Below are 22,991 nucleotides of genomic sequence, written 5' to 3' on the forward strand. Positions count from 1 at the left end.
GCATCGATCAGGGTGAACGCGCCTCCAACGGTTCCGGTGACGGGCGGGCCTCGGCGTTGCCCAGCAGCCGCGCCTCGAAGTCCGTCAGTACGCTGAACTCCACTCGCCGCGAGGCCTCGCGGTCCTCTTGCCCATCGGCATCCAGCACCCGCCGCGACGAGGACAAGCCGACCGCAGCCACGCGCGAGCGGAACCAGTCGTCCTCCTGCAGGGGCTCAAGCCGGTAGGCATGCTCCAGCACTGCTCGGGTGCGGCGCTGGCTCAGGTCCATGTTGCCAAAATAGGCATCGATCGCATCGTCGCTTCCGGCCCACTCGCTGGAGGTATGCCCCTCGATACGCACCTCGCGTATCACGTCCGCAAATGGGCGCAGCTGCTCGGCGTAACGCGGCATGAAATCGTCCAGGATCGCCTCGAAGCGCGGGCGGATGCTCGCGGAACTCCGCTCGAACAGGACCTCCGGCTCGCGAAAGCGCAGCGTCAGGGTGTCGCGGTCGAGTTCCGCATTCCAGCGGGGCAGATCCTCGCGAAACTCCTCCTCCAGCACCGAGTAGATTGCCGCCCGCAACGCGGCGGCCTCGTTACGCACCTCGACATGCGCCGCGCTCGAGCGTTCGACCTGGACCATATGCAAGAGCGCCAGGAACAGGAAGATCATCATCAACGCGGCCATGAGGTCCGCCACTGCCAGCCAGTGCGACCCCTGATCCGCCTCGTGCGCTGCGCCGCCGGTGCGTGCACGGCGTCGCAGCAACCAGCGCAGGATCACGACCGCGCTCCCACGGTATCCGCCGGCGTCGCAACCCCCACTGCGAACGCGTCACCCCGCCAGCGCGACTCGGCCGCGCGCCCGGACTGCACGGCGTTCTCGATGCTCTCCAGCATCGCCTCGAGCCGCGCATCCATGGCCGGGAAGGCCTCGGTGGCTCGATCACGCAGCGCGGCGATCGCACCTAGCAGGGCTTCCAGCTCCACCGTCTCCCGGCGCAGACTGGCCAGCGTCGCATCCTGCTCCTCGACATGCCGCGTAATCTTCAGCGCCTGCCCGGTCAGACGCTCCAGGGCACCCTCGCTCTGCTCGACGCCCTCGCGTGCCTGATCGAACGCCCGGTGCAGGGTATCCATCTGCTCGCGATAGCGATCCTGCCAGTCCACCAGCCGCGCCACCGAGTCATCCAGCCGACGAAAGTTCTCGCCAAACTGTTCGCCCAGGCGATCATTGAAGTCGCGAATGACCTGTTCCAGCGCGGCCACTAGATGCCCGCTGCTGAGCTCGCTCATACGATCCGCCAGCCCCTCCAGGCTCTGCTTCAGTTCGTGGTGCTGGGTCTCGAGACGCTGGTCCAGGCGACGGTCCATCTGCTGCACCGCCTGCAGCAGGGCTCGCGTCGCATCACGCTGCTCGGCCAGCACGCGCTCGGGATCACCGCTGACCTGGGGATCGCCCCCGTCATCCGTTGCCATCACCGGCGCCGGCATCATCACCTGCAGTACGCGCAATACCGACGCCAGCAGGATGCCGACGATGCTGGTCACGAACGCGAGCTTCAGCCCCTCCAGCAACGCCGGAATGCTCGCCTCTACCCGCGCCGCATCGAAGTCGATCAGGCCGATCGCCACCCCGAGGAACGTACCCAGAACCCCGAGCGTGGTCAGCAGCGCCGGCGCGGCACCCTGAAACGCGTTCGCCCGGCGAAGCGTCAGCGCCATCAGGGCCACCAGAAAGAGCGCGAACAGCAACAGCGAAAAGGCCCCGATAACGGTGAGCGGGGTCAGCCCCTGTAAAGTGGCGAGCAACGCCTCGGCTACCCGGTCGAAAATGGTCATCTTGATTCCTCCGGCGCGCCCGTCGACGCGGTCATCTGCATGCGAGACCGCTTCATGCAAATTCGACGCCAGCCCCCTCGCAACCCGCCCGATGAGACGCGCACGTGCGGATTCAACGGATTCCCGACAGCAGCACGAACGAACGTCCGGCTGCGGCGCCGATTTATTGACGCATGGACACACCGAGTGCGGATGACTATAGACACCTGTAAGCCCTGCCGCCGGGATCCCACCCGATGGACCAAGCCAGTGCCGGAGCGCCCCCTCCAGCCGCCATGAGTCGCCGGCCCCGCCGATGGGGGCCGGGACTGATACTAGCTCTCGCCCTACTCACCGGGCATGCGCTCGCGGACGACACCTGGGAGCTTGGGCTGCAGCCATTCGCGAGCCCTCATGACCTCTTTCAGCGATACGCACCACTACGCGACTGGTTCGCGGAGGTACGGCAAGCGCCCGTTCGTCTGGAGGCCTCACGGGACTTCCTGCATTTTCTCGAACGCCTGCAGACTGAGCGCTACGACGTGGCGATTGTCGCCCCGCATGTCGTGCCCGCGCTTGGAGAGAGCAGCCCGTACCGTCCGCTCGTACGCTCACGCGACGAACTGGCCATGATCATCGTAGTGCCCATGGACACCTCACCCCGGCAACTGGCGGACCTGGAGGACACGACGCTGGCAACCCCCGCCCGTCACAGTCTGGGCACCCGGCTGGCTCGAGAGCGAGTCGGCGCGGTGTTCGACAGCGAAGATCCACCCGTCCGATTCCTCGAGTTCCCGCACCACAATGCCGCCGTGTCGGCCATGCAGCGGGGGCTTGCCGAAGCCGCCGTGCTCGTGATCGATGCCCGCGCCCTCGACCCTCCTCGCCCGCCCCGGGACGAACCCCGCACCATCGCCCTTGCCGATGGCAGCCTGGCCCGCATCCTGGCCCAGTCGGACCCCTTCCCCGGCATGACCATCGTGTTGCACGAACGCGCGCAGAGGGATGTTCTAGAATTGGAGACGCTGTTCCTGCAGCTCTCCGACACCACTCAGGGGCAACAACGGCTCAGAACCTTTGGCCACCCCCGTGGCTTTGAACCGGCGAGCCCCGAGGACTATCAGGCCTTCAAGAGTCTTATGGACGACCTATGAATGTGATCGCTCGACAGGTTGGCCACACCGATCAACTACACCCTCCCCTTGACCAGGGAACCAGGAGAAAACGATATGGATAACATGCTGGACGACACCGGGAAGCTGATCCTGCGACTGGCGCTGGGCGTCATGATCCTGCTGCACGGGATCGACAAGATCTCCGGAGGCGTGGGACATATCGAGGGGATGCTGGCCGGGGCCGGGCTACCCGGCGTGCTGGCCTATGGCGCGTATATCGGGGAGGTCCTGGCACCCGTCCTGTTGATCATTGGCCTGTATGCAAGGATTGGCGCCGTACTCATCGCGGTCAACATGCTGTTCGCCATTGGCCTGGCGCATGCCGACGAGGTCGTCCAGCTGACCCAGCACGGCGGCTGGGCCATCGAACTGCAGGCCATGTTCCTGTTCTCGGCGATCGCTCTCGCCCTTACCGGCCCGGGTCGCCTCGCGATCAACCGCTATTAGAGTCGCCAAGGCTCGTGCCGACCTTGCGGCACGAGCCCACTGCGGTGCGGCGATTGAGGCGCTCGACCTAAAGCGTGTCCGCCGTCTCGCATTGAAGAAACCAACCCCCCGTTAAGGTAGAGTAGCAAGACTTTTTTACGATGATCCCGCTCGGCGCGGGTTGCCCCGGACGCCAATGTTTCGTCTCTTGCTCGCATCAAAGCCGCACCGCGTCCCGCCGTTCCTTGCCCGCTCTGGCCGGCCTGTGGCGCTTTCATGCGCCTGAACGTCGCCTGGCAGATCATCATCGGCACCGTCGCGATTCAGGTCGTGATGGTCGCGGCGCTGCTCTTTAGCGGGATCACCCAGGTCCAGCAGAACCAACAGGAGGTTCTGGAGCGCACAGCCGAACAACAAAGCCGGCTGCTGGGCTCCGCCCTGACGCCCGGCCTGGCCTACGCCGACCCCGCGATGCTCCAGGATCTCCTCGACCTGCTGGGGGACGACTCCAACGTCCTGTACGCGGTCGTACTCGACGCTAGCGAGCGCCCCATGGCCTCGGTCGGTGTCGCCCCGGACACCCTCCCGGCCGCCGAAGCGGGCGTGCGCAGTGAATCCGGCCAGGTCGAGATTGCCCGGCAGATCGAGCTTTCCGGTCAGTCCCTGGGGACCGTCGCCGTTGGCTACTCGACCGATGCCATCGACCAGCTCTCGACCAACCTGCTGGAACGCAATGTCTTGCTGGCCCTGGGCGTGCTGGGGCTCTCGATCCTCGCGGCCATTTTGTTCGCCCTGATGACGACCCGCCGCCTGCGTCTACTCCTGCAAGGGGGCAGGGCCCTGGAGGCCGGGCAGCTTGACCATCGGGTACGCATCGATTCCCGCGACGAGTTCGGCGACCTGGCGCGGACCTTCAACGACATGGCGGCCCACCTGGGCACCACACAGTCCACACTGCTCCAGCAAAACCTGCAGTTGAATCGCTCCGTCGCCCGCCTGGAGTCCATGTTGGGCGGGGCCAATGCCATCCTTTGGGAGGCGAACCCCGAAAACCACGAATGGGAGTTCGTCGCCGGAGACACCCGAAAGCTGCTGGGCTTCCCCTCGCGCAACCTGGGGCGGGGGGAACTGCGTGCCCGGCATATTCACCCGGACGATCTGCCCCGTGTACGCGATGCTGCGCGCGAGCCCGGCAACGAACCCAAGGTCGTCGACTACCGCTTCGCGCACCGCAACGGGCAGTGGATCTGGCTGCGCGACATCCTTTCCTGGGCCGAGGGCACGGGCAGCCCTCGCAGCCTGCGCGGCCTGACCCTCGACGTCACCGCCCACCGACGGGCCACCGCGGCCCTGAAGGAGAGCGAGAACCGCTACCAGGATGTCGTCAACCACATTTCCGAGGTGATCTTCCGCACCGATGCCGAGGGCCGCTGGACGCTGCTCAATCCAGCCTGGGAGAGCCTGACAGGATTCCCGGTCGAAGAGACCCTCGGCAAACCGATGTGTGCCTTCGTGGATCCCGAGGACCAAGACGACGCACAGAACTTCTGTGACACCCTGCTAGAAGGGGGCACCCACGCGCAGTCCGAGGAAATCCGCCTGCGCACGCACGACGGCAGTCATCGCTGGGTCAGCATCTACGCCAGTGCGCGCTTTGATGAAGACGGCCAGATCATGGCGACCTTCGGCACCATGATGGACATCTCCGACCGCAAGGAAGCCGAAGAGGAAATCCGTCGCCTGGCCTTCTTCGATGGCCTGACCGGGCTGCCCAATCGCACGCTCCTGCACGACCGTCTGGGTCAGGCCCTCGCCAACACGGCGCGCTCGCGCCACCACGGCGCGGTCCTGTTCATCGATCTGGACAACTTCAAGGACATCAATGACACCCTGGGACACGCGGTTGGAGATGATCTGCTGCGCCAGGTCGCCCGCCGCATGGAGGACTCCGTGCGCGAGGCCGATACGCTCGCCCGCCTGGGCGGCGATGAGTTCGTGGTCATCCTCAACGACCTCCACCCGGATCCGGCCCGCGCTGCCACCGAGGCCGAGGCGGTAGGACGCAAGCTGATCAATCTATTGCGCGAGCCCTTCGAGCTGGCCGGCCAGAACCGCCACGTCACCCCCAGTATTGGTGCAACCCTGTTCAGCGGCCACAGCCTCGGCGTGGAAGAGGTGCTGAAGCAGGCTGACCTCGCCATGTATCGGGCCAAGAACGCCGGGCGCAATACCGTGCGTTTCTACGACCCCGGGCTGCATCGCGCGGTGGAGGCCCGCTTCGAACTCGAAAACGAGCTGCGCCACGCCCTGGACGAGGATCGATTTACCATCGTCTATCAACCCCAGGTCGAAGCCGACGGCCGAGTCATCGGCGCCGAGCTGCTGTTGCGCTGGCCGCATCCGCAGCGCGGCGCGATCTCCCCCGGCGAGTTCATCCCCATCGCCGAGCAGACCGGCCTGATCGTTCCCATCGGGCGGAAGGTGCTGCGCACCGCCTGCGCCCAGCTCGCTGCCTGGCAGCACATCGCCGCCTTCCGGGAACTGACCCTCTCGGTCAATATCAGCGCCCGGCAGTTCCGCAACAAGCACTTCGTCCAGCAGCTGCGCGAGATCCTCCAGGAGACCGGCGCCCCGGGCGACCGGCTGAAACTCGAGCTGACCGAGAGCATGCTGCTCGAGGAGATCGACACCGTCGTCGCCCACATCGACGAACTGCGCACACTGGGCGTGGAATTCGCCCTGGATGACTTCGGCACCGGCTACTCGTCCCTCGCCTACCTGAAACAGCTCCCACTGGCACAGCTGAAGATCGACCAGTCCTTCGTGCGCGATGTGCTGGACGACCCCAACGACGCCGCGATTGCGCAGATGGTCGTCAATCTGGCCCACACGCTGGACCTGGACGTGATTGCCGAAGGGGTCGAAACGGCCGAGCAGCGGGCCTTCCTGTTCGGACTGGGCTGCCGCCACTTCCAGGGCTTCCTGTACGGCTACCCGGGTGACTTGTCGGACCTGGAAAGGGCGGTACTCGGGACATCACCCGCGCAACAAAGCGCCGCGCAGTCACCCCATTAACGGTTCTATTTAATCGAACAATAAAGCCATTAAAAGGCCATTTTTGTTCGGTTTAATGCGAATTAAGCTGGACCTCGATTAAACCCGGAGGTCCTTCCCATGAGCACCAAAGTCCTGATCCTGTACTACTCCACCTGGGGCCATATCGAGCAGATGGCCGAGGCGGTCGCCCGTGGCGCCCGCGAGATCCCTGGCACCGAAGTCACGATCAAGCGTGTCCCGGAACTAATGCCCGAGGATGTCGCAAAGCAGGCCGGGGCCAAGCTGGACCAGGCCGCCCCCATCGCCAGACCGGAAGAACTGGCGGACTATGACGCGGTCATCATCGGCACCCCGACCCGCTTTGGCCGCATGTCCGCGCAAATGGCCAATTTCCTCGATCAGACTGGTGCGCTGTGGTTTGGCGACAAACTGGTCGGCAAGATTGGCTCTGTATTCGGTTCCACCGCCTCGCAGCACGGGGGCCAGGAGACCACGCTGGTCTCGACCATCGTCAACCTGATGCACTACGGCATGACCATTGTCGGGCTGCCCTACACCGAGAAGCGGCTGCTGGATATGAGCGAAATCAGCGGCGGCACACCCTACGGTGCCACTACCCTGGCCGATGGCGACGGCTCGCGTCAGCCGAGCGAAAACGAACTTGCGATGGCCGCCTCCCAGGGCCGACATGTCGCCGAGATCACACGCGCCCAGGTCTTGGGACGCCAGGCCAGCTAACCGGATCGGCCTGCCCAAAGGGGCGGCCTTCGCCGCCCCTTTGCGGTACCATGCGCGGCCGAATTCCCTCGGTCTGGCCTCCCATGTCGACAACCCGAACTCTGGTTCTCAGTGCCTCGCAGATTCTGCCGGTGATCCCGCGCGACACGGTGCTCGTCGATCACGCACTGGTGATTCGCGACGGCATCATCGAGACCCTGCTGCCGCGCGAAGAAGCCCTCGCGCAGTACCCCGATGCCGAACATCTGCACCGCGAGGGCCATGCCCTGACCCCCGGCCTGGTCAACGTACATACCCACTCCGGCATGAGCCTGCTGCGCGGTGTAGGCAGCGACCGCCCGCTGATGGACTGGCTCAAGCGCTACATCTGGCCGGCCGAAGGGCGCCTGTTGTCACCCGAGTTCGTACGCGCGGGCACGCGCCTCTCGGTCGCCGAGATGCTGCGCGGCGGCACTACCTGCTTCAGTGACATGTACCTGTTCGTCGACAATGCCGCGCGCGTGGTCGACGAATCCGGCATCCGTGCCGCACTGGGGCTGACCGTGTTCGACTTCCCCACGCCCTGGGCCCAGACCACGGACGAGTACTTCCAGCGGGGCGCCGAGGTCGTGGAGAACTGGCAGCACCACGACCGCATCCACTACACCGTGGCACCGCATGCGCCCTACACCGTCGGGGACGAGAGCCTGCAGCGCGTGGCGGAGCGTGCCCGCGAGCTGGCCGTCCCCATCCACATGCATGTGCACGAGACCGCCGGCGAGATCGCCGATGCCGAACGTGATCACGGGGAGCGGCCGCTGGCCCGGCTGGCACGCCTGGGACTCCTGGACCAGCCGTTCATCGCCGTGCATATGACCCAGGTCAGCGCACAGGACCGCGAGTTGTTGCAAGGGCGTCCGGTGTCGGTCGCACACTGCCCGGAATCCAATCTCAAGCTCGCCTCGGGCTTCTGTCCGGTCGCGGAACTGCTGGGCGCCGGCGTGACCGTGGGGCTGGGAACCGATGGTACCGCCTCCAACAACGATCTCGACATGATCGGGGAGATGCGCACGGCCGCGCTGCTGGCCAAGGGCGTCAGTGGCGACGCCTCGGCCCTGCCCGCCACCGCCGCGCTGGAGATGGCCACGCTGGGCAGCGCCCGTGCGCTGGGCCTGGCTGACCGCATCGGCAGCCTGGAACCGGGCAAGCAGGCCGACGTGGTCAGCATCGATCTTAGCGCCATCGAGCTGCAACCCATGCACGAGCCCGCCGCCCAGATCGTCTACGCCGCCACCCGCGAGGCGGTAACCGACGTCCATGTCGCAGGACGGCCATTGCTCAGGGACCGGGAACTGCTTACGCTGGACCTGGACGAGCTCCAGGCCGAGGCCCGCGAATGGGGCGCGCGCGTGCTGGAAATCCAGCGCGAACTGGCCGCGTAATCGAGATAACCATGACCCGCGAATCCCAAAGCAGCACTGGCGACAACGTCGATCACGCCGAACTGCACAAGTTCACGCATCGGGCACACGAGTGGTGGGACCCGAACGGTGCCTTTGCCACCCTCCACGCGATCAACCCCCTGCGTCTGGAATGGATCGACCAGCACGCCGATCTGGCCGGCAAGAAGGTGCTGGATGTCGGCTGTGGCGCGGGCATCCTGTCCGAGGCGATGGCGGTGCGCGGTGCACAGGTGACCGCACTGGATGCCGGGGCCGAACACCTGGAGGTCGCGCGCGAGCACGCACACGACTCCGGGTTGGAGATTCACTACCTGCACACCACCGCCGAGGCCCATGCCGAGCATCATGCGGGCGACTACGACGTGGTCACCTGCCTGGAGATGCTGGAACACGTGCCCGATCCCGAGGCGGTCATCGACGCCCTGGTCAAGCTGGTATGCCCGGGTGGCTGGCTGTTCCTCTCGACCATCAACCGCACCTCCCGCGCGTTCGCCGAGGCGATCGTCGGCGCCGAATACGTGCTGCGACTGCTGCCCACCGGCACGCACGAATACAGCCGCTTTATCCGCCCCTCGGAGCTGGGCGCGGTCCTGCGCAAGCACCGTTTCGAAGTCGTCGACATGACGGGGCTTACCTACTCGCCACTGTCTGGCCGCTATCGGCTGGCCCCGCGCACGGACGTCAACTACCTGATGGCCGCGCGCCGCCCGGACAGCGACAGCGAGACCCCATGAGCCGCGAAATCCGCGGGGTCCTGTTCGACCTGGACGGGACCCTGCTCGACACGGCCCCGGACATGCACGCCGCGCTCACCGTGCTGCTGGCCGAGAACGATCGCCCGCCGCTGCCCTTCAACGCCGTGCGCAATCATGTCTCGCACGGGTCCCAGGCCCTTGTGCAGCTGGGCTTTCCGGATGTCGAGGGTGCGCGCCGCGAGGCCCTCAAGCAGCGCTACCTCGAGATCTACGCCCGCGACCTGTGCATCGACACCAGCCTCTTCCCCGGGCTGGACCAGGTGCTGGACGCCTGCGAGCAGCGCGGCTGGCCGCTTGGTGTGGTGACCAACAAGCCCGCCTGGCTAACCGAACCGCTCCTGGAGGCCCTGGGCCTGACGCCCCGGCTGGCCGCGATCGTCAGCGGCGACACCCTCCCGCAACGCAAACCGGCCCCCGAGCCCATGTGGCTGGCCGCACGCCAGACGGGGCTCCCGCCCGAACAACATTGCTACTGGGGTGACGCCGAACGCGATATCGCGGCCGGTCGCGCCGCCGGCATGGCCACGCTGATCGCGCGCTGGGGCTACATCGACGCCACCCAGGACCCGGACCGCTGGGGCGCCGATGGCGCCCTCGATCAACCGGGCGACTTCTGGGACTGGCACCAGGCCAAGGCAGGCCCGCAATGGCTGGCGAGCTGACCGCACTCCCCCTCACCGCCTGGACCGCGCTCGGGGCGACCCTCCTGGTCGGCCTCGTGCTCGGCTATGCCCTGGCCGGACTGCGCCTGAATCGCCGCGTAGGTGATCTGCAAACGCGCAATGCCCGCCTGGAGGCCGAGCTCGAAGCCGCGGAACAGCGCCGCGAGGACCTGCGCCAGAGCTTCGAGACCGCGCGCCAGGAACTCGACCGCTCCTTCTCGGCACTCGCCAGCGAGGCGCTGGAGGCCAACTCCAACCAGTTCCTGCGCCTGGCCCAGTCAATCCTGTCGCAGAAGCTCAGCGAGGGGCAGAACGAGATCGAGCGTTCGGAGAACAAGGTCGAGGCGATGCTCAAGCCCATCCGCGAGACGCTGGGCAAGACCGAGGCCGAGATCAACGCGATGGAACGCTCACGGGCTCAGGCCTTCGCCGCACTGAACGAACAGATCCAGCGCCTGAGCTCGGACAACGCCACGCTCCAGCGCGAGGCACACAACCTCGTGCAGGCCCTGTCCCGCCCCGGCGTGCGCGGGCGCTGGGGCGAGCTCACCCTCAAGCGCGCGGTGGAGCTGGCCGGCCTCTCGGCGCACTGCGACTTCACCGAACAGCCGCCGCTGGACGGCGACGGCGGCCGCCAACGCCCGGACCTGCTGGTGCACATGCCCGGCAATCGCGCCCTGGTCGTGGATGCCAAGACACCGCTGGATGCCTATCTCGACGCCGTCGCCGCGGCCGACCCGGAACCGCGCGCAGCGGCCTTCAAGCGTCATGCCCAGCACTTGCGCTCGCGCGTCACCGAGCTCTCCAGCAAGCAGTACTGGGCCAGCGTCGAGCAGTCCCCCGAGTTCGCCGTCCTGTTCCTGCCCGGCGACCCGTTCCTGGCCGCCGCGCTGGAACACGAACCCGGTCTCCTGGAATACGCCCTGGAACGCCAGGTTTTGCTCGCGACCCCGAGCACGCTGATCGCCCTGCTGCGCACGGTCGAGTACGGCTGGCAACAGGCGCAGCTCACCGAGCACGCGCTGGAGATTCGTGATCTCGGGGCGGAGCTCTCCCACCGCCTGGGCACCATGACCGAACACCTGGCGCGCCTCGGCAAGGCGCTGGACCAGAGCACCGACGCCTTCAACAAAACCGTAGGCAGCCTGGAGCGCCAGGTCATGCCGAGCGCCCGACGGTTCCAGGAGCTGGGTATCCGCGCGCGCAAGAACCCGGAGGCGCCGGATACCCTGAACAATCGCGCCCGCCAGCCCGTCGACGCGAACCTACCGGACGACAACCCGGACGGCGACACCGCTCCGGACACGGGCTCGCGGGACTGAGCCGCATGGCGGGCCGCCCCGACATCCGCGCCGCGTACCGCCACTGCCAGCGCCGTGCGGCGGAGCACTACGAGAACTTCCCGGTCGCCTCCTGGCTGCTGCCCGCGCGCCTGCGCGGGCCGGTCGCCGCGATCTACTGCTTCGCTCGCGATGCCGACGACCTCGCCGACGAGGACCAGCGCCCGGTCGACGAGCGGCGTGCCGACCTGATCGCCATGCAGGAACGCGTGCAGATCCTCGAGGACCCGGCCGCGGAATCCGAGCCGGAATGGATCGCGCTGGCCGATGCGCGGCAGCGTTTCAGCCTGCCCGCCGCCCCGTTCGTCGATCTGGTCGACGCCTTCATCCAGGACCTGGAACAGAAGCGCTACGCGACCTTTGGCGAGGTCATGGAGTACTGCCGCCGCTCCGCCAACCCGGTCGGGCGGCTGATGCTGTACCTCGACGGCAACCCGACCGAGGAGATGATTGGCTACTCCGACGCGGTCTGCTCGGCCCTGCAACTGATCAACTTTTATCAGGATCTGCACCAGGACATCACCGAGAACAACCGGATCTACCTGCCGCAGAACGAGATGGCACAGTACGGCGTCAGCGAGGAGATGATCGCGGCGGGCCAGACGACCTTTCAGTTACGAAACCTGATGCAGTTCCAGTACGCACGCGCCGATCGCCTGCTGCGCGCGGGGGCACCGCTCGGCGGCATGCTGCGCGGACGCATGGGCCTGGAGATCCGCGCCATCATCAACGGCGGCGCCCGCGTACTCTGGCGCCTGCGCCAGCAGGACGACGTATTCGCCCGCCCACGCCTGCGCACCCGCGACGCCTGGATCATCCTCGCCCACAGCCTGCGCCCCCGCCGCCGCAGGCGTAACACGAGCTAGACGACCTTGGAGTAGCGGCGCTGCGCTTCGCGGTTCAGGTAGGCGTCGAAGGCCATGGCAACGTTGCGGAGCAGGAGCCGGCCGCGTGGCTGGACCTCCAGGCAGTCGCTGCCGATGGTGACGAGGCCGTCGGCCTCCATCTCGGCCAGACGGTCCAGGGCATCGCCAAAGGTCTCCCGGAAGTCGATGCCGAATGCGGCCTCGATGCCGCCGAAGTCGACCCTCGAGTGACACATCAACTCGCTGATCACGGCGCGCCGCAGGCGGTCATCCGCGCTCAGCTCCAGGCCGCGGAACACGGGCAGCCGGCCGGATGCCAGCCGTTCCTGATAGGCATCGACCTCGCGCAGGTTCTGGCTGTAGCTGTCCCCGACCTTGCCAATGGCGGTCGGCCCCAGTGCCACGAGGTCGTACTCCGCGCGCGTCGAGTAGCCCTGGAAGTTTCGCTGCAGCGTGCCCGCGCGCTGGGCGATCGCGAGTTCGTCATCGGGCAGCGCAAAGTGATCCATGCCGATGTACACATACCCCGCGTCGGTCAGTCGCTGGATGGTCATCTCAAGGATCGCGAGCCGCTCCGTGGCCGGCGGGAGGTCGCCGTCGCGGATCTGGCGCTGCGTCTTGAACAGCTCCGGCAGGTGCGCGTAGTTGTACACGGCCAGCCGTTCCGGGCGCAGTTCCAGCACGCGGTCCAGTGTCGCGGAGAACGTGTCGACCGTCTGCAGGGGCAGCCCGTAGATCAGGTCCAGGTTGGTGGAGGTAAAGCCTTGCTCGCGCGCCTGGCGTACCGCCTGCTCGGTGACCTCGAACGGCTGGATGCGGTTGACGGCCTTCTGCACGGCCGGATCGACATCCTGCACCCCGACACTGATGCGGTTGAAGCCCAGCGACGCCAGGAGCGGCAGGGTGCCGGGGCGCACGGCACGCGGATCAATCTCGATAGAGAATTCCCGCTCCGGACCGGTCTCCAGCGTGAAATGCCGGCCCAGGGCCTTCATGACCCGGGTCAGGTCCTCGTCGGACAGATACGTCGGCGTCCCGCCCCCGAAGTGCAGCTGGCGTACCGGCCGATCGCGATCGAACAGCCCGCCCTGCAGGGCGATCTCCTGCTCCAGCGAGTCGAGATAGCTCGTCGCGCGCCGATAATTGCCGGTAATCACCTTGTTGCAGGCACAGTAGAAACACACCGTGTCGCAGAAGGGCACGTGGACGTAGAGCGACAACGGGCGCGCTGCACCTTCGGCATTCGTCGCCCGCGCCACCCGCGCATAGGCCTGCGCGTCAAACCCCTCATGGAACTGCGGAGCCGTTGGGTAGGACGTAAAACGAGGCCCGCTCACGTCATAGCGGCGCAGCACCTCGGGATCGAATACCAGACGTTGTTCCATACGACTCTCCGCAACGGGAGGGCGGGCCCTTGCGCCACCCTGACACCCCCACCCTACGCGGCCTCCAGCCGGGTACGGTTGATGTATGTCAAACGTGGCTTCGATCACCGCCGCCATCCGCATCCCGGCCCCGCTGTGCTAGCCTTGCCGTCCCAAGACGGAACCCCGATCCCGAGCGCGTATGTCCCCCGACGAATATTGCGAGGAGAAGGCCGCGAAGAGCGGCTCCAGCTTCTACTACGCATTCCGGTTCCTGGAACCCGACCGGCGCCGTGCGATCACCGCGCTGTACGCGTTCTGCCGCGAGGTGGACGACATCGTCGACGAGGTCAGCGAGGAGAGCGTGGCGCGCACCAAGCTCCAGTGGTGGCGCGAGGAGATCGAGCGTCTGTTCGACCATCAGCCGCGCCACCCGATCACCCAGGCCCTGCAGCCGCATCTGGCGCCGTTCGATCTCAGCCGCGAGTATTTCGACGAGATCATCGACGGCATGCAGATGGATCTCGACTACGACAGCTATCCCGACTTCACCACACTGTCGCTGTACTGCTACCGCGCGGCCAGCGTAGTCGGGATCCTGTCCGCCCATATCTTCGGCTTCTCGGACCGGCGCACGCTGAAATACGCGCATGACCTGGGGATGGCCCTGCAACTGACCAACATCCTGCGCGACGTCCACGAAGACGCGATGCGCGGCCGGGTCTACATCCCGCTGGACGAGCTGAAAAAGCACGGCGTAAAGCCCGAGGAATTCCAGCTTAACGTTACAGACGACCGCCACCGCGCCCTGTTCGCCGAGCAGGCCGAACGGGCCCGCCGCTACTATCAGCGCGCGGAGGAGCACCTGCCCGCCGAGGACCGCTACGCCCAGCGCCCGGGCCTGATCATGGCCGCGATCTACCGCACCCTGCTCGACGAGATCCAGGACGATGGCTATCGCGTGCTGGAGCACCGCGTGCGGCTGACCCCGATCCGCAAGCTCTGGATCGCCTGGCGCACTGCGCGCCGACTGAAGCGCGACTACCGCCGCGCGGGCTGACCGCGCCCGCCCCATGGCTGCCGTTCCCGCATCGCATCCGGTCGTCGTGCTCGGCGCCGGCTGGGCCGGTCTGACCGCCGCGCTGACCCTGGCCCGGGCCGGCATCGCGGTCCACCTGATCGAGGCCGCCGCCACCGGCGGCGGTCGCGCCCGCAGCCTGAACCGCGATGGCGCCGAACTGGACAACGGCCAGCACGTGCTGGTCGGCGCCTGTCACGCCACCCTGGAACAACTGCGCTCGGTCGGCACCGACCCGGAGCGCGCCTTTGCGGCGCTGCCGTTCGGCCTGCGCATGCATGCACCGGGCCGCCCTCATCCGGCCTTTGGCCTGGAGCCCCGCTCGCCACGCCTGCCCGCCCTCGCCAGTGGCCTGTGGCAAAGCCTCGCGGGCACCCCGCTGCACAGGCGCCTCCCGGCCCTTTTGGGGGCAGCCTCGATCCTGCATCGGCCGCTGGACGAGGACCTCGACGTACTCGAATGGCTGCAGACGCGCCATCAGCCGGACACGCTGATCCGCCAGCTCTGGGAACCGCTGTGCCTCGCAGTCATGAACACGCCGATCCGCAGCGCCTCGGCCCGGATCTTCCAGAACGTGCTGCGTCTGGCCCTAAACCACGGGCCGGACGACGCCCGACTGCTCATCCCGACCCGGCCGCTGGGATCGCTGTATCCGGAACCCGCCCTGCGCGAATTGCGCGAGCGCGGCGCCACGGTCGAGATCGGACGGCGCATTGTGGCCATCGAATCCGGGGGCACGGAGGCCCGCTACCAGCTCCGCGACCGCAACCATCGCGTCACCCATGCCAACGCGGTGATCCTCGCCACCGCGCCCAGCGCGGCCGCTCGGCTCCTGCCCGAGGCCCCCGAGCTGCAACCCCACCATCGGGCCCTGGTGGCCATGGGCGAGCGCAGCATCTGCACGGTGTACCTGCGCTACCCCGGCCCGATCCTGGAACGCCCGCCGCTACAGGGGCTCATCGACCAGCACGGACAATGGCTCATTCCCCGCCGGGTGGCCGGCGAGCCGCACTGGCTGGCCGTCGTGATCTCCACCTCGGACGACCTGCCGGCGATGACGGCGGAGGAGCGCTGGCGTCGCGTCGCGGAAGAACTGGAACGGACCTTCCCCGAACTGGGAATCCCCCAGACCGGTCATGTCGTGTGCGAGAGACGCGCCACGATCGATGCCCGCGTCGATCTGGACGCACTGCGCCCGGTAGCCGGCACCCCCTGGCCCGGACTGTTCCTGGCCGGCGACTATGTGACGCCGGGCCTGCCCTCGACCCTCGAAGCCGCCGTGCGGTCTGGATTAGAATCAGCCCACAAGCTACTGGAGACGCTGCCTTGACCGATCTCGACATCCCCGCCCTGCTGGACTATCGCCCGGAACCGGGCGCCTTCAACGACCGCGTGGTCCTGGTGACCGGCGCGGCCGCGGGCATCGGACGTGCGATCGCGCAGGCCTGCGCGGCGGCAGGCGCGGTCGTCGTGCTGCTGGACAAGGACATCAAGGGGCTGGAGAAGACCTACGACCTGATCGAGCAGGAAGGCCACCCGCAGCCGGCGATCTATCCGCTCAACCTGGAAGGTGCCACGGTCAAGGACTACGGCGACCTCGCCGAGAACATCCGCGACTCCCTCGGGCGCCTGGACGGGCTGGTGCTGCACGCCGGCTGGGCCGGTACGCTGACGCCGATGAAGGGATACGACCCCGAGCTGTGGTTCAAGGTCATCAACAGCAACCTGCACGGCCCGTTCTTCCTCTCTCAGGCCGTGCTCCCGCTGCTGGAAGACAGCCCGCACGGCAGCCTGGTCGTTTCCACCCAGGACTGCCGCAAGGCCTTCTGGGGTGCGTTCGGCATGGCCAAGGCCGCGCAGGACGCGATGATCGACATCCTCGCGCGCGAGCACCGCAACGAGAAGCACTTCATCCATGTGAACGGCATCGATACCGGCCCCGTGCGCTCGCGCTTCCGCGCCGGCCACTACCCCGCCGAGAACGCCGAGAAGCTGCCACGCCCGGAAGACGTCGTCGGCCCGTACCTCTATCTGCTCGACACCACCGACCCGGAACACACCGGCCTGCACCTGTCCCTGGAAGGCCACGTACCCGAGCCGGCACCCCGCCCGCACCGCCAGCCCCAGGAGGGCTAACCACCGCCCCTGACAACCCGGGGCGCCCCCCCTGTAGGAGGCCAGCCCTCTGGCCGATTGGATGCCGGACAGACCCCATCGGCCAGAGGGCTGGCCTCCTACAAGACATTGCTTCTCCCGGCGCCCCAACAACCGTGCAGCGGCTATCCGGGATGCCAGGGAGGCAGAGCAACACGATGACTAGGACCGCGGGTCATGGCGGCGGGATGGCAAGGGTGGACACCCCCAACGGCCAGAATAAGCGCATTTCCCCGACCCGGCCCTCACCCCCTGTAGGAGGCCAGCCCCCTGGCCGATCGGGTGTCGGACATGCCCCATCGGCCAGAGGGCTGGCCTCCTACGCAATTCATGTAGCGGAGGTGGAGCTCTACGGACGCTGCGGTCGGCGCTTGCCCGGGCGGGATTTGGCCCGGGGCGGGCCCTTCTTCGGCCCGGGCCCGGCCGGGCGGGCGGCGGTCTCCACGCCCTTGTGCTGGGTCTGGAAGGTCTGGCCGCGTTTCTGCAGGGCCTTGCCGCCGCGGGTCACACGGCCGCCGGTGGCCTCCCTCGCACCACCGGTGCCCTTGCCGGTGCCGGCGGGCTGCCAGGTGGGGATCAGGTGTTGCTTGCCATTGCCGATCAGGTCTGCGCGGCCCATGCGCTTGAGCGCATCGCGCAGTAGCGGCCAGTTGTTCGGATCGTGGTAGCGCAGGAACGCCTTGTGCAGTCGCCGCGCCCGTGCGCCGCGCGCGACCGGCACCCGGTCCCCCGCCTTGCGCTTGATGCCGCGCAACGGGTCCCGCCCGGAGTGCCACATCGCGGTCGCGAGCGCCATCGGGCTGGGCAGGAAGGCCTGCACCTGGTCGGCGCGGAAGTTGTGCCGCTTGAGCCACAGCGCGAGGTTCAGCATGTCCTCGTCCGACGTGCCCGGGTGCGCGGCGATGAAATACGGGATCAGGTACTGCTCCTTGCCCGCTTGTTTCGAGTATTTCTCGAACATCGCCTTGAAGCGGTCGTAGGCGCCCATGCCCGGCTTCATCATGCGAGAAAGCGGCCCGGATTCCGTATGTTCCGGGGCAATCTTCAGGTAACCTCCCACATGATGGGTAACCAGTTCCTTCACGTACTCCGGTGATTCCACGGCCAGGTCGTAGCGCAGGCCCGAGGCAATCAGGATCTTCTTGATCCCGGGCAGCGCCCGTGCCTTGCGGTAGAGGTTCACCAGCGGCGTGTGGTCGGTATCGAGGTTCTTGCAGATCCCGGGATAGACACAGGACAGCCGGCGGCAGCTGCGCTCGATCTCCGGGTCCTTGCAGGCCAGACGGTACATGTTCGCGGTCGGCCCGCCGAGATCGGAGACCACGCCAGTAAACCCGTCGACCTTGTCGCGGATCTCCTCGATCTCCTTGAGCACGCTCTCCTCGGAGCGGCTCTGGATGATGCGGCCCTCGTGCTCGGTGATCGAGCAGAACGTACAGCCGCCAAAGCAGCCCCGCATGATGTTCACCGAGAAGCGGATCATCTCCCAGGCCGGGATACGCGCATCGCCATAAGAGGGATGCGGCGCACGCGCATACGGCAGGTCGAACACCGCATCCATCTCCGCGGTGGTCAGCGGGATCGGCGGCGGGTTCAGCCAGACCTCCTTGTCGCCATGGCGCTGGACGATGGCGCGGGCATTGCCCGGGTTGGTCTCCAGATGCAGCACGCGGGAGGCATGGGCGTACAGCACGGAATCGCCCTTGACCTGTTCAAAGGCCGGGATGCGGATGACCGTCTGGTCTCGCGGGGTCCCGCGCGGGATGTCGCGGTGGAAGCGAACGACCTGAGCGCCCCCCTCCTCGGCGGCACCTTTCGATTCCTGCTTCGTGTCGGCCTCGGCACAGGTCGACGGCGAGACCATCGCGTAGGGGTCGGGGTTGGAATCCACCGGGCCCGGGGTATCCACTTCGCTGGAGTCCAGCTCCACATAGCCGCCCGGCACCGCATCGCGCAGGAACGCCGTACCCCGCAGGTCGGTGATCTCCCGCGGGTGCTCGCCGGCGGCCACGCGATGGGCCAGCTCGACCAGGGCGCGCTCGGCATTGCCGAACAGCAGGATGTCGGCACGCGCATCCAGCAGCACCGAGCGGCGCACCTTGTCCTGCCAGTAGTCGTAGTGGGCGATGCGGCGCAGGCTCGCCTCGATGCCGCCGGCGACCACCGGCACGTCCTTGTACGCCTCGCGGGCGCGCTGGGCGTAGACAATCACGGCACGGTCCGGCCGGTGGCCGTGTACATCCCCGGGGGTATAGGCGTCGTTGGAGCGGATCTTCCGGTCAGCCGTGTAGTGGTTGACCATCGAGTCCATGTTGCCGGCAGTGACGCCGAAGAACAGATTGGGGCGGCCCAGCGCGCGAAACGGCTCGGCGGAGGTCCAGTCCGGCTGCGCGATGATGCCGACGCGAAAGCCCTGTGCCTCCAGCAGCCGCCCGATGATCGCCATGCCGAAGCTCGGGTGGTCAACATAAGCGTCCCCCGTGACCAGCACGATGTCGCAGCTGTCCCAGCCGAGGTCGTCCATCTCCTCGCGGGTGGTCGGCAGAAACGGGGCCGTACCGAAGCGCTTGGCCCAGTAGGGCTTGTGCGCAAACAGCGAAGGCGGGAAATCAGGGACAGCGGACATGGGCTCAGGCTCCCGGCGCGGGGCCGGTGGATTCAAACCCGCGCATTACACGCCGGAAACGCCGCCAAATCAAACGGCCCCGGCGCTTGCGGGGCCGAAATCTCATCGAGTACGGCCAGCCTCAGTAAAGCTTTACAAACAGATCAATCGCCGGCTGCATCGCACCGCGCCAGCGCTCTTCCAGATCCGGCTCCCAGCGCGGATCGATCTCGGCAGCCGTGCGCACCATGCAGTCCAGCCAGATCGGGTACAGATCCGGCTCCACGGGTACACGTCCTTCGCGGGAATGGACCTGGCCCATGCGCTCCATGGTGGAAGCCACGAAGCTCTCGCCCTCGGCATAGCTGATTGCCGTCGAGACGGCCTGCCCGAGTGCACGTTTCTGCTGCGAGAGATCCGTCGAGCCAAACGCGGCCTTCACCCGTGGGTCGGCCTGGAGGAAGTGTTCGTAGAAACGCGTAACGAAGTCGCCCGCCCGGCGGCATCGCCCGTAGCTCTGGTGCACGTCGGAGAAATTCATGACTATCCCTGCGCCGTAAGAAGACGCAAGGATAGAGCCTCTCGGAGACCGAGCGATTGAGCCAGATCAAGCTTCCCTGGCAGCCGTCGCGTCCACCCAGTGCAACTGGGCAAACAGATCCACCGTCGGCGCCGTCGCCGCGCGCCAGCGCGAGGCCAGTTCGTCTTGCCACTCGGGGTCGGTATCCCGTGCGGCCTCGATCAGGGCCTCGACCCAACAATCGTTCAGCGCGGGCGCGACGGGCACACGGCCATGTGCGCCGTGCACCATGGCCATGGTGTGCACCGGAGCCCGACCATCGCTGCGACGCTCGGCAAAATCCAGCGCCGCCAGCACCGACTCGTTGAGGATATGCTCCTGGTGCGTGGGTTCGCTGTCGCCAAATACTTCGGGGATCCGCGGGTCCGCCGCCATCAACAACAGCCGGAAATGGCGCAGGAAGGCATCGGTTCGCATGCAGCGATCATGGCTCGCGCGAACATCGGGGAAGAACATACGGAACTCCGTTCCAAAACCCGCGATGCTACGCAGCCTGCCGATGCCCGGCGATAACGCATGCTAACGCGGCCCATCGTGCCAGCCGGGGTGCTCCCCGTCAGGACTTCGGATACACCCCCGCATACTGAATGCCGGCCAGTTCCGCCAGCTCGCGGTCGAACGTCGTCAGGTCGTTCGGGCCGAAGTCCTCCAGACGGTTGTGGCCGCAAGCCCGCGCCAGTACGCACATCAGCTCGCTCGAGGCCTGCAGAAAGCGGCCCAGCCGCTCCCCACCCTCCTGGGGATCCAGCCGCGCACGCAGCTTCGGGTCCTGTGTCGCCACACCGGACGGGCAGCGATTCGTGTGGCAGATCCGCGCACCCACGCAGCCCACCGCCTGGATCGCGGCATTCGCCAGCGCAATACCGTCCGCCCCCAGCGCCAGGGCCTTCACAAAGTCCGCCGGCGTGCGCAGCCCGCCCGTCACCAGCAGCGTGACCCGGCCACTGGCGCCATTGGCGTCCAGGAATCGCCGCGCGCGGCCCAGGGCGGGGATCGTGGGCACACTGATGTGGTCGCGCAGCAGCGCAGGCGAGGCCCCGGTCCCGCCACCGCGACCGTCCAGGATCACGTAGTCCGCCCCCGCCTCCAGGGCAAAGGCCAGATCCGCCTCGATATGATTGGCCGACAGCTTGAAACCGACGGGGATGCCCCCGGTCTTCTCCCGTACCTCATCGGCAAAACGGCGATAATCCGCAGGCGTCTCGAACCCGTCCAGGCTGGCTGGCGAGATGGCGTCCTGCCCCGCGTCGATCCCCCGCACCCGGGCGATCTCGTCACTCACCTTCGCCCCGGGCAGCACGCCACCCACACCGGTCTTGGCCGCCTGGCCGGCCTTGAAATGAAAGGCCTGCACCTTCTCCAAGACCTCGTCGGAATAGCCAAACCGCGCCGGCCCCAGCTCGAACAGATAGCGCGAGTTCTCCGCCTGTTCTGCATCCAGCATCCCGCCCTCGCCGGAACAGATTCCCGTCCCGGCCTGCTCGGCCCCGCGTGCCAGCGCAATCTTCGCCTCGCGCGAAAGCGCGCCAAAGCTCATGTCCGATACCAGCATCGGGATATCCAGCTGCAGCGGCCGCTTCGCCTCCGGCCCGATCACCAGCCCCGTCTCGACCGGAGCGCCATCCGGCAACGGCCGACTCGCCAGCTGCGCCGCCAGCAACTGCAGGTCGTCCCAGATCGGGAGCCGGCTGCGCGGCACGCCCATGGCGACTGTCGGCCCGTAGTGGCCCACCTCGTCCAGCCCCGAACGGGCCATGCGATGGATCAGTTCGACATGCGGCTCTGTCTCCGTGTTACGCGGGTCCGGTGCACCGTCACTATCATCCTCGCTGGAACCCTTGCCCGCCTCCGGCTCCGTGCCGATATCGTCCTCGTCGAACTGCTGGTGCGTCCCATCGCAGTACGGCAGATCACCCGACTGCTTGCACTGGCAGAGAAACGCCTCGCCGTCTTCCTCGGGAGTAAAGGCGATGGGCTCCAGCCCCGTACCCTCGTGCGAGCCGTCGCAAAATGGCTGGTCCTTGGATCGCCCGCAGCGGCAGAAGTAGTACTCCTCCCCCTTCTTGAGCTCGACACCCTTGGGCTCCACTGCCGCGATCTTCGCTCCAGCCATCATCCGCTCCTTGCTGTATGGGGCACACAGGTCGTGTACTGTCCCTGTGACAACAAAGCCACCGCAAATTTCCCGTGCCGTTCGCGATAGCAGCCTTTATTATGGACACAAAGGCCTCCGGGAGACCCGATGAGCACCACCGACCACCGCCACACGCGCCGCGACTACACCCAGGGCGAGCTCCACCGCCGCGACCTGCTCGACAACCCCCTGACCCTGCTGGACCGCTGGCTGGTCGACGCGCGCGAAGCCGGAAACCCGGACCCCACCGCGATGATCCTCGCCACGGCCGACGCCGACGGCCAGCCCTCCGCGCGCACGGTTCTGCTCAAGCACGTGGAGGGCGAAGACCTCTGCTGGTACACCGACTCCCGCAGCCGCAAGGGTCAGGACCTCACCGAGAATCCGCGCGCCGCACTCCTGTTCTACTGGCCCGAGACCGAGCGCCAGATCCGCGTCGAAGGCAGCGTAACCGCCCTGCCCGGCGAGGCCGCGGACGAATACTTCGCCCAGCGGCCGCGCGCCAGCCAGCTGGCTGCAGCGGCCTCCATCCAGAGCCAGCCGATCGGCACGCGCGCCGAGCTCGAGGCCCGTGTCCAGACGCTGGAAACGCAGTACCCCGAAGGCGCGATCCCCCGCGATCCCGCCTGGATCGGCTACCGCCTGCAGCCCGAGCTGTTCGAGTTCTGGCAGGGGCGCGCCGGCCGCCTGCACGACCGCTTCCAGTACCACCGCGCGGACAACGGCTGGCACATCACTCGCCTGATGCCCTGACGCGCTACCGCTACAGCCTCCGAATCTGCTAGGATTCGCTCCGCCGTCGCGGCTCG

Annotated in this window: 20 protein-coding genes; 13 read left to right on the forward strand and 7 right to left on the reverse strand. The window is 67.1% G+C overall.

What is annotated here, in order from left to right:
* Positions 1–7: 7 nt before the first annotated feature.
* Together G015_RS0111990 and G015_RS0111995 are read right to left on the reverse strand one after the other, a co-directional pair.
* Positions 8–769: an OmpA family protein gene (locus G015_RS0111990; RefSeq protein WP_018139612.1), complete on the reverse strand. Its 762-nt coding sequence runs from the start codon at positions 767–769 to the stop codon at positions 8–10.
* A complete protein-coding gene (locus G015_RS0111995) occupies positions 766–1,827 on the reverse strand; it encodes a hypothetical protein (protein ID WP_020146800.1) in 1,062 nt (353 codons plus the stop codon). The genes G015_RS0111990 and G015_RS0111995 overlap by 4 nt, the downstream gene beginning before the upstream one ends.
* A gap of 275 nt (positions 1,828–2,102) precedes the next feature.
* Here G015_RS0111995 and G015_RS0112000 point away from each other — a divergent pair, with 275 nt between their 5' ends.
* The 9 genes from G015_RS0112000 to hpnC all read left to right on the forward strand — a co-directional run bounded on the left by G015_RS0112000 (position 2,103) and on the right by hpnC (position 12,267).
* Positions 2,103–2,960, forward strand: a complete 858-nt coding sequence (locus tag G015_RS0112000; RefSeq protein ID WP_020146801.1) for a phosphate/phosphite/phosphonate ABC transporter substrate-binding protein — start codon at positions 2,103–2,105, stop codon at positions 2,958–2,960.
* Positions 2,961–3,035: 75 nt separating this feature from the next.
* Positions 3,036–3,428, forward strand: a complete 393-nt coding sequence (locus tag G015_RS0112005; RefSeq protein WP_018173970.1) for a DoxX family protein — start codon at positions 3,036–3,038, stop codon at positions 3,426–3,428.
* Positions 3,429–3,683: 255 nt separating this feature from the next.
* A complete protein-coding gene (locus G015_RS0112010; RefSeq protein ID WP_018994245.1) occupies positions 3,684–6,482 on the forward strand; it encodes an EAL domain-containing protein in 2,799 nt (932 codons plus the stop codon).
* A 99-nt stretch (positions 6,483–6,581) separates the two neighbouring features.
* On the forward strand, positions 6,582–7,202 hold the full coding sequence (gene wrbA / locus G015_RS0112015; RefSeq protein ID WP_020146802.1) for an NAD(P)H:quinone oxidoreductase: 621 nt from the start codon (positions 6,582–6,584) through the stop codon (positions 7,200–7,202).
* Positions 7,203–7,285: 83 nt separating this feature from the next.
* The gene (locus G015_RS0112020; protein ID WP_018139606.1) at positions 7,286–8,623 is read left to right on the forward strand and encodes a TRZ/ATZ family hydrolase; all 1,338 of its coding nucleotides are present in this window, start codon (positions 7,286–7,288) and stop codon (positions 8,621–8,623) included.
* Positions 8,624–8,634: 11 nt separating this feature from the next.
* A complete protein-coding gene (ubiG, locus tag G015_RS0112025; protein WP_020146803.1) occupies positions 8,635–9,378 on the forward strand; it encodes a bifunctional 2-polyprenyl-6-hydroxyphenol methylase/3-demethylubiquinol 3-O-methyltransferase UbiG in 744 nt (247 codons plus the stop codon).
* Positions 9,375–10,061, forward strand: coding sequence for a phosphoglycolate phosphatase (gene gph, locus G015_RS0112030; RefSeq protein WP_018139604.1), 687 nt, complete (start codon positions 9,375–9,377; stop codon positions 10,059–10,061). Before ubiG ends, gph begins: the two co-directional genes overlap by 4 nt.
* Complete coding sequence (gene rmuC, locus G015_RS0112035; RefSeq protein WP_018995360.1) at positions 10,046–11,383, forward strand: DNA recombination protein RmuC; 1,338 nt, start codon at positions 10,046–10,048, stop codon at positions 11,381–11,383. Before gph ends, rmuC begins: the two co-directional genes overlap by 16 nt.
* 5 nt (positions 11,384–11,388) lie before the next feature.
* Positions 11,389–12,267, forward strand: a complete 879-nt coding sequence (hpnC, locus tag G015_RS0112040; RefSeq protein WP_020146804.1) for a squalene synthase HpnC — start codon at positions 11,389–11,391, stop codon at positions 12,265–12,267.
* Here the strand turns inward: hpnC and hemN are convergent.
* Positions 12,264–13,652 (reverse strand): oxygen-independent coproporphyrinogen III oxidase, encoded by a 1,389-nt coding sequence (gene hemN, locus G015_RS0112045; RefSeq protein WP_020146805.1) that lies wholly within the window; start codon positions 13,650–13,652, stop codon positions 12,264–12,266. The two genes, hpnC and hemN, sit on opposite strands and share 4 nt — an antisense overlap.
* Positions 13,653–13,833: 181 nt before the next feature.
* On the opposite strand from hemN, the gene hpnD reads away from it, so the two are divergent.
* Genes hpnD through G015_RS0112060 form a run of 3 tightly spaced genes read left to right on the forward strand, consistent with a single transcriptional unit; the run spans position 13,834 to position 16,845 of the window.
* Entirely contained in the window at positions 13,834–14,691 is an 858-nt protein-coding gene (gene hpnD, locus G015_RS0112050; protein ID WP_018139600.1) for a presqualene diphosphate synthase HpnD, read from the forward strand.
* A gap of 13 nt (positions 14,692–14,704) precedes the next feature.
* Positions 14,705–16,039, forward strand: coding sequence for a hydroxysqualene dehydroxylase HpnE (hpnE, locus tag G015_RS0112055; protein ID WP_020146806.1), 1,335 nt, complete (start codon positions 14,705–14,707; stop codon positions 16,037–16,039).
* The gene (locus G015_RS0112060; RefSeq protein WP_018139598.1) at positions 16,036–16,845 is read left to right on the forward strand and encodes an SDR family NAD(P)-dependent oxidoreductase; all 810 of its coding nucleotides are present in this window, start codon (positions 16,036–16,038) and stop codon (positions 16,843–16,845) included. Before hpnE ends, G015_RS0112060 begins: the two co-directional genes overlap by 4 nt.
* Positions 16,846–17,212: 367 nt before the next feature.
* Here the strand turns inward: G015_RS0112060 and G015_RS0112065 are convergent, their stop codons facing one another.
* From G015_RS0112065 to G015_RS0112080, 4 genes are all read right to left on the reverse strand, one after another.
* Positions 17,213–19,489 carry a YgiQ family radical SAM protein gene (locus G015_RS0112065; protein WP_020146807.1) on the reverse strand — a complete coding sequence of 759 codons (2,277 nt, stop codon included), beginning with the start codon at positions 19,487–19,489 and terminating at the stop codon, positions 17,213–17,215.
* Between the two features lie 121 nt (positions 19,490–19,610).
* Positions 19,611–20,009, reverse strand: a complete 399-nt coding sequence (locus G015_RS0112070) for a globin (protein ID WP_018173981.1) — start codon at positions 20,007–20,009, stop codon at positions 19,611–19,613.
* A 66-nt stretch (positions 20,010–20,075) separates the two neighbouring features.
* The gene (locus G015_RS0112075; protein ID WP_018139595.1) at positions 20,076–20,504 is read right to left on the reverse strand and encodes a hypothetical protein; all 429 of its coding nucleotides are present in this window, start codon (positions 20,502–20,504) and stop codon (positions 20,076–20,078) included.
* 100 nt (positions 20,505–20,604) lie between these two features.
* A complete protein-coding gene (locus G015_RS0112080) occupies positions 20,605–22,161 on the reverse strand; it encodes a glutamate synthase-related protein (protein ID WP_020146808.1) in 1,557 nt (518 codons plus the stop codon).
* A 129-nt stretch (positions 22,162–22,290) separates the two neighbouring features.
* Here G015_RS0112080 and pdxH point away from each other — a divergent pair, with 129 nt between their 5' ends.
* Positions 22,291–22,935, forward strand: a complete 645-nt coding sequence (gene pdxH, locus G015_RS0112085) for a pyridoxamine 5'-phosphate oxidase (protein WP_020146809.1) — start codon at positions 22,291–22,293, stop codon at positions 22,933–22,935.
* Positions 22,936–22,991 lie beyond the last annotated feature (56 nt).

Origin of the sequence: Thioalkalivibrio sp. ALJ15 (assembly GCF_000383695.1) — a bacterium.
Taxonomy (GTDB): Bacteria; Pseudomonadota; Gammaproteobacteria; order Ectothiorhodospirales; family Ectothiorhodospiraceae; genus Thioalkalivibrio.

Excerpts from the sequence above, each read along its gene's own strand:
- hemN (WP_020146805.1), bottom strand. The coding sequence starts at position 13,652 with ATGGAACAACGTCTGGTATTCGATCCCGAGGTGCTGCGCCGCTATGAC.
- G015_RS0112075 (WP_018139595.1), bottom strand. The coding sequence starts at position 20,504 with ATGTTCTTCCCCGATGTTCGCGCGAGCCATGATCGCTGCATGCGAACC.
- hpnD (WP_018139600.1), top strand. The coding sequence starts at position 13,834 with ATGTCCCCCGACGAATATTGCGAGGAGAAGGCCGCGAAGAGCGGCTCC.
- G015_RS0112065 (WP_020146807.1), bottom strand. The coding sequence starts at position 19,489 with ATGTCCGCTGTCCCTGATTTCCCGCCTTCGCTGTTTGCGCACAAGCCC.
- hpnC (WP_020146804.1), top strand. The coding sequence starts at position 11,389 with ATGGCGGGCCGCCCCGACATCCGCGCCGCGTACCGCCACTGCCAGCGC.
- pdxH (WP_020146809.1), top strand. The coding sequence starts at position 22,291 with ATGAGCACCACCGACCACCGCCACACGCGCCGCGACTACACCCAGGGC.
- G015_RS0112005 (WP_018173970.1), top strand. The coding sequence starts at position 3,036 with ATGGATAACATGCTGGACGACACCGGGAAGCTGATCCTGCGACTGGCG.
- G015_RS0112020 (WP_018139606.1), top strand. The coding sequence starts at position 7,286 with ATGTCGACAACCCGAACTCTGGTTCTCAGTGCCTCGCAGATTCTGCCG.
- hpnE (WP_020146806.1), top strand. The coding sequence starts at position 14,705 with ATGGCTGCCGTTCCCGCATCGCATCCGGTCGTCGTGCTCGGCGCCGGC.
- G015_RS0112000 (WP_020146801.1), top strand. The coding sequence starts at position 2,103 with ATGAGTCGCCGGCCCCGCCGATGGGGGCCGGGACTGATACTAGCTCTC.
- G015_RS0112080 (WP_020146808.1), bottom strand. The coding sequence starts at position 22,161 with ATGGCTGGAGCGAAGATCGCGGCAGTGGAGCCCAAGGGTGTCGAGCTC.
- G015_RS0112070 (WP_018173981.1), bottom strand. The coding sequence starts at position 20,009 with ATGAATTTCTCCGACGTGCACCAGAGCTACGGGCGATGCCGCCGGGCG.
- G015_RS0112010 (WP_018994245.1), top strand. The coding sequence starts at position 3,684 with ATGCGCCTGAACGTCGCCTGGCAGATCATCATCGGCACCGTCGCGATT.
- rmuC (WP_018995360.1), top strand. The coding sequence starts at position 10,046 with ATGGCTGGCGAGCTGACCGCACTCCCCCTCACCGCCTGGACCGCGCTC.
- ubiG (WP_020146803.1), top strand. The coding sequence starts at position 8,635 with ATGACCCGCGAATCCCAAAGCAGCACTGGCGACAACGTCGATCACGCC.
- gph (WP_018139604.1), top strand. The coding sequence starts at position 9,375 with ATGAGCCGCGAAATCCGCGGGGTCCTGTTCGACCTGGACGGGACCCTG.
- wrbA (WP_020146802.1), top strand. The coding sequence starts at position 6,582 with ATGAGCACCAAAGTCCTGATCCTGTACTACTCCACCTGGGGCCATATC.
- G015_RS0111995 (WP_020146800.1), bottom strand. The coding sequence starts at position 1,827 with ATGACCATTTTCGACCGGGTAGCCGAGGCGTTGCTCGCCACTTTACAG.